This window comes from Megasphaera massiliensis (assembly GCF_000455225.1).
GTDB lineage: Bacteria > Bacillota > Negativicutes > Veillonellales > Megasphaeraceae > Megasphaera > Megasphaera massiliensis.
Genome location: NZ_HF954537.1, coordinates 1,006,084 through 1,014,351 on the forward strand (window position 1 = coordinate 1,006,084; position 8,268 = coordinate 1,014,351).

Here is an 8,268-nt window from a genome sequence, read left to right on the forward strand (position 1 = left end):
TGAGCAAATAATTATGACTCCTCCCATCATGCGCGATGAATTACATCCTGCAATTCATCGACAGGCAACCTCTTCGTATCTTGCCGACAAAACCTCAGCACTAATTTTTCTATAATTTATATAAAACGAGAGTCCTCAACGCTTGCCCCCCAGACGTAGAAAAGCGATATCTCCTGAGAACTAAACCGCTGAATTTTACTCCCCAAAAATACGAATTGAATTTCCATACACGATTACTCCTTACCCTCTATATTTTTACTTATCTTTATCTTATCATTTGACAAAGACAGGTCCTGTCATGATGAAAAAATAATCGACAAAAAAAAGTCATGAATCTTAGATTTTCCAAGATTCATGACTTTTGCTAGGCAAACGGTATATTTATAATCAGGCCAAACGAATCCCCCTCTCTGCACATCGACAAAGAAAGAGATGCTTTTTATCTTATGAAACAGGTAAAACGAATGCTAACAACTTAGAATTTCCAGGAGATACCGCCGTTGAATTCCCAATCGTTGCTGTAGGTGCTGCTGAATTTGCGTTCAAATTCAAACCATAAGCTGCTGGCCGGGCTCAATTCAGCCGTAAGGCCCGCACCTAAGTCATACCAGGTATCCTTACCGTCGCGGGAATAATTGATTCGTTCCAAGCCATCGACGGAGGTGAACTGCATGCCGCCGTCACCGGAGAATTCGTGGAGGATGTCGCCTTTTACGTACCAAGACGCCTTATCATTCATCTTCTGTTCCAACCGGAAGCCCAGACGGCCGATGAAGCTGTTGACGCTGTCTAAGTCGTGGTTGATGCCGTCGCTGCTGGTGTAGGACTTGCTGTTCATGTGGGTATACTGCAACTGGGCCTGGGGTTCAAAATACCAGCCGTCTTCCAGATCGTAGGTTTTGCCCGTTTCGACGCTGGCCTGTTGGTACCAGGTCCCGAAGGAGCTGTCCGACTGAGTGCCATTGACTAGGAAGGTGTGGCTGTTGCCCATGACCTTGCCGATCCGGCCGACGACGTCGACGTACTGGCCGTTGTTTCCGAGCCAAGTGTGATAGAGGGACCCGGAGTAACGTTTGTACTTCCCGTTTCCGTTGTCAAAAGAATCGCTGCTGCGAAGGTAGGTAAAGACGGCACCTTGATGAACCGTGCTGCCATCGTCACGAGTCATGACAAAGTCTTTCCCCAGTTCAAAGCGGTTGCTGTGACCGGAATAGAAATCACGGCCTTGATGGGCATAGGTCGTGCGGGCCCACCAGCCGTCGGGATCGGTGTTCATCTGACGAACATCGCCCATACGTTTGTTCAAGGTATCGACGTCGGTGACCAGGTCGTACATGATATTCGAATTAATGCGGCCCGTTTCAACGAGCGGGCTTTCGGTATAACCGACGGTGCCGAAGAACCAGTCCGTCGTCGTATCCGTCGCCGCTCGGTCAGCCATCGTGTCGGCAGCGGTCGTATCCGTCGTCGTTTCCGAATCGATGCCGATGATGTAATCGTATAAATGGCCTTTCTGTACGTTGCGCTGGGTAATGGGGCTGGTGAAGACGGCGTCGCTGTTGGCCAAAGTAGCGAAATAGAGGCGATCGTTGACGCCCATGGCATCGAGATGCATAGAAGCTTTGTCACTTACCAAATCCTGCGTGCCCGTTGCACTTTCCGTAACCGTCAGATAATCGCTGTTGACCGTCTTTTCTTTTGCCCCGCCATTGCTGGTCCAATCGAGGTCCATGACCATGGTTCCCGTACCGGACAAGGTCTGAGCCGTAAGGCCGGTGCCAGTACGATTAGCGTCACTCAGATTGACGAAAGCATCATTTTCAAGATTCGTCAGCGAACTGTCACCGGTGACATTCCAGACAGCACCGTTTTTCAGGGCAATATTGATGTGCGGCGTTTCATCGATGAACGGGACTTCCCAATCGCCACCATCCTCACTGTCTTCGTCATCAGCTTCATCGATATCGACATCTACATCCTCATCGTCGTACTCTTCTTCATCATCCCAAGAAAAGACTTTTTCAATATTCTGTAATTCCGTCTTACCCGTGAAGGATGAGTCAGCCGTATCTAAGAGAACGTCGATCTGACCGTTGAGGGCCTGCATATTCCCTTTAATAACCTTATCGACGCCAGTGGCTAGAGCCTGGATTCGCCCGGCCGATTCCGTATAGAAAGCATTGTCTTTGGCATCGATAGCAAGCCCCTTGTTGAACACGACGTCGCTGTTATATTTGGCACTGGCCCCGGTTTCAGCAGCATCAATGATAACATCGCCGTCAAAAGTAATCTTTGAAAGATCTTCTGCCCAAGGATCTAAATCCGATTCTGCCGAAGCACCGGTACCGGCTCCGTTAATGACGGTGCTGCCGTTAAAATTAATATTGCCGTAGTAATCTGCATAGGCTGCGGTAGCTCCTTCATTTTCTACTGTGATTTTACCGGCAGTCAAATTAATGTTGCCATTCTGAACGCGAAGGTTGGCCTGAGAGCGTTCATCTGTTGCACCGGTGGAATGCAAGTAAATCGAATCGCCGGCATTGAGAGCAATATTGCCGCTCTCAGCATAGAGCATGGTATGGGGTACACCGATTGATAAATTAATGGCCTTATCGGCTTGTAATTCAACCTTACTACCATTGCGGTAGGCTACGAGCATACTGGTCTTATACGGGTATTTCTCTGCATAATCAGACATATCTCTTCCCTCGGCTACCCAATTAATTTCGTTCGCCTTGAGCAACGCCTGCGAACCATAAGTAGTTGACACGATTTGCTGCGTATTCCCCGTAATGGCCTGTGCCTGCAGTTCGATATTCGCACCATGTTCAATCGCCATAACAGGCAGATACCCCGGCGTCTGTTCACGGAAATTAATATTGCCCGCAGCGGTAACGACTGCTTTGCCGTTATATTGCATACCGATTAAATAAGCATATTGATTGCGGTTGAAATTGATATCATTGCCTGCCGTTATGGTTGCTTCAGCATTATTCCCAAAATACAAAATCGGCAGGCCCTGTACAGCCGCGGTGTCGCTATAAGTATGATTGAAAGTAATATTATGGCCCGCTTCCAGTTGAATCTTAGCATCAGAATATGAAACAAGGGTATTGGCTCTGGCATAATTGTTAAACACAATATCATTGCCGGCATTGAAAGATAATGTATTCTTGTTGCCCATGGCAAACATCGGGGTATCCGGATAAACTTCAGTCTTATTGAAGATTATATTATTAGCCTGAAAATTGACGGAGCTTCCGTTGCCTTTTATATCGACTACAAAATCATGATCATTAATCGTACCTTCAATACTGTTCGCGTTATGAATATTTACATTTGTATTATCCTTCGTTATATATATGCCTGAAGTCTTAGCATCTATGGCTAAGGAATGGCCGTTCATATCTAAATCCAGACTACTGTTCGCACTTGTAGTGCTGCTTATAATAACTGCACTTTTACCTTCATCCGTACTTTTTGAAACTACGGTAACATCGGATAAAGCTGTAACTTTCTGTTCCCCGTCAAGTTTATATAAATTTTCTAGTGCCGGCAACTCATGCTTCCCTTCAATGGTGTCGCCGGTCAAGGGATAATCAGCCGCTGCCGCACCCAGATAGGTCGTGCTCAATAAAGCACTCAATACCAATACGCGCAATAACTCGCTTTTACGTTTTTTACCACTCATACATACCACCCCATCACAACAAAATCGGTTCGTGTTTAAAGTAATTCAACGTTTATTCATAAACATTACTTTTTACTGCCCTATCAGTTGTATATTTTATCTCATTAATAATCATATTTTAAGTGAATTATATTCCTATTTCAAGTTTGTTATCTGTGTTTTTTAATACATCATTAGAATTTGACTAAATACCTAATGATAAAAAATCATCTTATCGCTATGATTTAATACAGATTAAGAAAAAAATTAGAACGTATCACTTTAATTTATAATGAATAGAAATAATTTAATGTGAAAAACCCAGCATCCAAAGTCAAGAGTTACCCCCAAAACATACTTCCTCTAAAATAGACAAAAAAGCAATAAATCACGTCGTGTTTAAGCATGTATATTTTCAGCAAATATCGCAATAATATACATTCAAAAATCAAAAACTGCCACCGGAAACCAGTGGCAGAAACGAGACGATGCGTTTATTTACTTTTCCAAAAAGGGGGGCCATTCTTTGCGATCACCCCAGTAATAAGGTCGTAAGACGTTCTTGCATCTGAAGATACTGCTGCAGGAAATCATAGCACTGGTCTGCGAATTCACAGGTCAATCCAAAAATTTCACGGACTGTATCCATTACCTTTTTTTCTTCTTCGCTGTATTTACCGTCGACTACGGCTAAGCCCAAGAGCTCAAAATAGACGACTTTTCTATTATTTTCAAGAATATCCACTTTTAAGGATTCCAATAATTTCTGCAAACTGACCGCCGTTTCAGGGCGATCAAAGGTCGTCCCCATTTCATTGCAATAAGCGTCAAAAAGCATTTGTTCTTCGTCGCCAAATTCGCCATCACTATAGGCCAAGGTATAAGCCAGGTTTAGAAACAATTGTTTTTCTTTTTCTGTCAATATGGATAAATACATTTTTACCTCCTTATATGCTTCAGAGAAAACATATTGAATTTTTAAAAGCCCTTTATTCCATTAAAAAATCCAGCCCAAAATTTTTCCTGCGACTTCTATTAAGAAAAACATCAGCGGAAGACATGCAGTAACCATGGAGTAAGTATCTAATTCATCTTTTTTATTAGTCTCAGTACTATCACCTAACATCATCCCGGCAGCTCCAAAATAGATTCCAAACAGTATCCATCCGAAGCCGGCCAAATATCTGCTTTGATTCCAAATCACTGAAGCTCCATGGCCCATTAAGTAAAGCCCCACCAAACCTATACAGATTTTCCCTATAAGATGTATCTTTTTCTTATACCAAGAAGAGTATCTTGACTCAAGTGCACCTAGGCCAAACATAATGACACATAAAACCAACTGGAATAAAATCGATTCCGTTCCAATATATAAAGAAAGGAACATCAAAGCGGTAGCCAAGAGTCTAATAGTATAGACAAAGGCCTTATTCAGCCACCCACTGGCCAATAAGCCGGTTGGTCTATTTAGTAGCGTGTCCGGGTTTGCTTCTATAATGGCATCAGCGACAGGCCCCAGCAACAGTTTTTGCTCTTTTGTAACATTTACCTTTACCCTCTTAGCAGCAGTCTGGATTTCCTTGACATTATTTTCATAAGAAGGCAGGCACTTCAACACAGTCTGATATTTTTGCTCTGCTTCTTCGGCTATCTCTCCGTCATCCAGTATAGGCACATCGATTAAGGCCTTCAAAGCGCCGGCCAAGGAGCGTGACACAGCGAATACCTTCAATTCTTCATCAGTAAAAGCGTCCCTGCTGAGCATTTTTTTCTTTTTATCTTTCTTCCGTATAATAGCATTTTGCAGTACAAGACATTGAGAAAATAATTCCGTTAAGTTCAGCATGATTTTTCCAAACATATCCGCTTTTTTTGCAATCCCTTCGCAGAGGACGGCCTTGGTTTCCAGTTCTTCACAGGCCCATTTAGCCTGAGCTAAGTTCGACTGTGCCTTACTTAAGTTTTCATTGGCGTTCGACAAAGCCGATAAGCCAGTAAAAACAGCGACCGGTGCAACAAACAATGCCATGGGAGCTGCTGCCACGGCCCCGATGGCCGTTCCAGCTATATCTACAGCGGCACCGGCAACTCCGACGGCACTAAAAGTTCCTGCAGCTCCAGCTGCAGAAAGGAGGCCTCCGGTCCCGGTAGCAGCTAATCCCGCCAGGGCTCCTGCAGCAGCTCCTTCTACTGTATTGGATTTAACCGATTGATAGATATCGGTCAGTTTTTCAAGCTGCAGTACATCTTGATCGCCAAAATTAAATTGAGGCAAATTCTCCAGCTCTTCAATGCCCTGAGACTTGATAAGTCCTACCTTTTTAAGTCTGCCATAGGTTTCTAAAAATGACTTCATGGGGTACAGTAAAATCATTTGTTTTTGCCGACCGACTTTCTCGAGTTCATGCACCACCTGCTTTTGAGCGTTTTCAGTTTTCAACTTTTGACTATTATAAATAGACGATGCCTGGTCTGCAATATTTCTCGCTTTTTCATTGACATCACTGGCTCTACTATGTGCCGCAACGCCGGCAATAATAACCGCTCCGGCAATCAACAAAGGGATTGGCATAAAAATCAACTCCTCACTTTAAAACAAGTCTTCTTCCTCATCATCGATGAATGTTTTAAATTCTTCTACTGATTCATATTTAACCGTACCACCTACCTTGCGAGTAATTTGATTAGCGCCTCGAATGACGCCATCAGCATCACCGGCTGCAAAGGAAAAACGAATGCCTGCCAAGGCTTCATCAAAACACTGGCCGTAATCGGCAAAATAAGCATCCATATGAGCCTGCAGTTCCCTTCGATACTGGCGAGCTTGTTCTGCCGCTTCCTGGCATTGACATATAAGTTCTTGCCGACGTCGAATCTCGTCAGTATCACCCAAACTCCCAAGAAGCATATTGTAAAGAGACCCCGTCATAACAGTACCTACGGCGGCCCCAATAGCAGCACCAACAACGGGAACAGGAATAAGAGCCTGCCCCATCCCCATCGAATAGCCAACAGCTCCCATCCGAAGTCCGTCAGCTCCTAATTCAGTTAAACATACTTGTGTAGAAATTTTTCCATCTGCATAACGATCTAGTGTATTACCAAAAGCCATGCAGGAGGTAACCACCATACCTGGAACATTTGATTTTACCAGGCCTTGAATAAAGCTAGAAGAGGAACGAGACAGCGTTTGGGATAAAATGGTTAATCCTCCACCAGTCACATAGCCTGTAACTGCAGCTTGTCCCCCGTTTACAATAATATCTTTTATAGCATCTCCGGGCTTTTTTTTGCCTTTAATAACCTGTACAATGTTCTCTATCGTTGCAATCGAAACGGCCGTAGCGCCAGCAGAAGTACCTACCTGCGTACCAGCCTGGTGCCCTGTGGAAATTATATTTTCAATTGATTTTTGCCGGAGTTGACTATTAATGCTGGCTGCAGCATTTTCCTCATCACGGACAGCCCGTTGGCCTCCGCCCCTCGTTAATTTAACATCGGTTTTCTTTCTATAAGATCTATCTGCAACAAAATCCTTATTCGTACGACTCCTCTTGGCATTATTATATTGACGAGACGTCACGCGGATATTATCCTCTGAATTGGCAACATCCCTTCGGTCTTCATTAGTTAACCAAGGATTGTCCTTGGTTTCATTATAAAGATCTTCCAAGGCCTTTATATGGTCGCTTTCTGCTAAATGTTTGGCCCAATCTTCCCCATATAAGAGCTTCGCTTCTTTTTTCGTCAATACAAGGAATTCACCCGTGTATGGGTCTTTTACCACTGCACCCTCTTTAAAAAGAGCCTTTTTGGCAGCAATTTTTGCATTGGGATCATCATACAGCTTTCTATTTCCCGTATATGTATCCGGAACCGCGAATTTTCGGGCTACACTGACTTGAACCTGCCGGGCCGTTTCCACACCGGCTATCGTACTTCCTATCTGGGAATCCTCATTCTGACGCTTCTGCTCATCATGAGAGTCCTTACCAGATGTTCCCTCTTGCCGTTCCAAATTTCTTTTTTGAAAAATGCGATTCCATAGTCCCATAATTGTTTTCATCTCCATTGGTATATCGATCAACAACCAACCTCACATTTTATGATTCTTATTGCTTCCTTCTTATGTTCAGAGTTGCTCCTGTTCGAAACATTTAATTTGCATAAAATTCGCAATATTTATATTTTTATTATCCCATTAAATAAAATATGATGGTTTTTCTATATGCTGTCACATTTTTTATATTTGACAATTTTACCGATCATTACCTGCTTTATTACTACAAATTGAGATTTTACAGTATGTATTATACCATGTATCATGAAATAAACACATTTTATTATGTATATTTTATAAATTATTAATCATATTATACAGTTTCAAGTAGACATAAATTGTCTATGTAAAATGAAATTATTCATTTTAACGTTTTTTTGACAGAACAATTCTGACCTGCAGCTTCGATTATTTCAGCCCCTGTTCGAGGTCCGCCCCATAGTCTTGATTTTAAATCGGGCAGCCCCATTTTTCGCTCAGTATCTTGGTCATCGATAAACAATTCAAGATTCCGTTGATGCTGCAACCAATTCGATAT

Annotated in this window: 4 protein-coding genes; all 4 read right to left on the reverse strand. The window is 43.1% G+C overall.

What is annotated here, in order from left to right; genetic code table 11:
• Positions 1-475: 475 nt before the first annotated feature.
• The 4 genes from TX77_RS08080 to TX77_RS08095 all read right to left on the reverse strand — a co-directional run bounded on the left by TX77_RS08080 (position 476) and on the right by TX77_RS08095 (position 7,724).
• Positions 476-3,691, reverse strand: coding sequence for an autotransporter outer membrane beta-barrel domain-containing protein (locus TX77_RS08080; protein WP_044504279.1), 3,216 nt, complete (start codon positions 3,689-3,691; stop codon positions 476-478).
• 511 nt (positions 3,692-4,202) lie between these two features.
• The gene (locus TX77_RS08085; RefSeq protein ID WP_044504281.1) at positions 4,203-4,607 is read right to left on the reverse strand and encodes a tellurite resistance TerB family protein; all 405 of its coding nucleotides are present in this window, start codon (positions 4,605-4,607) and stop codon (positions 4,203-4,205) included.
• Between the two features lie 60 nt (positions 4,608-4,667).
• Positions 4,668-6,242: a hypothetical protein gene (locus TX77_RS08090; protein ID WP_044504283.1), complete on the reverse strand. Its 1,575-nt coding sequence runs from the start codon at positions 6,240-6,242 to the stop codon at positions 4,668-4,670.
• 18 nt (positions 6,243-6,260) lie between these two features.
• Positions 6,261-7,724, reverse strand: coding sequence for a hypothetical protein (locus TX77_RS08095; protein WP_230198087.1), 1,464 nt, complete (start codon positions 7,722-7,724; stop codon positions 6,261-6,263).
• Positions 7,725-8,268 lie beyond the last annotated feature (544 nt).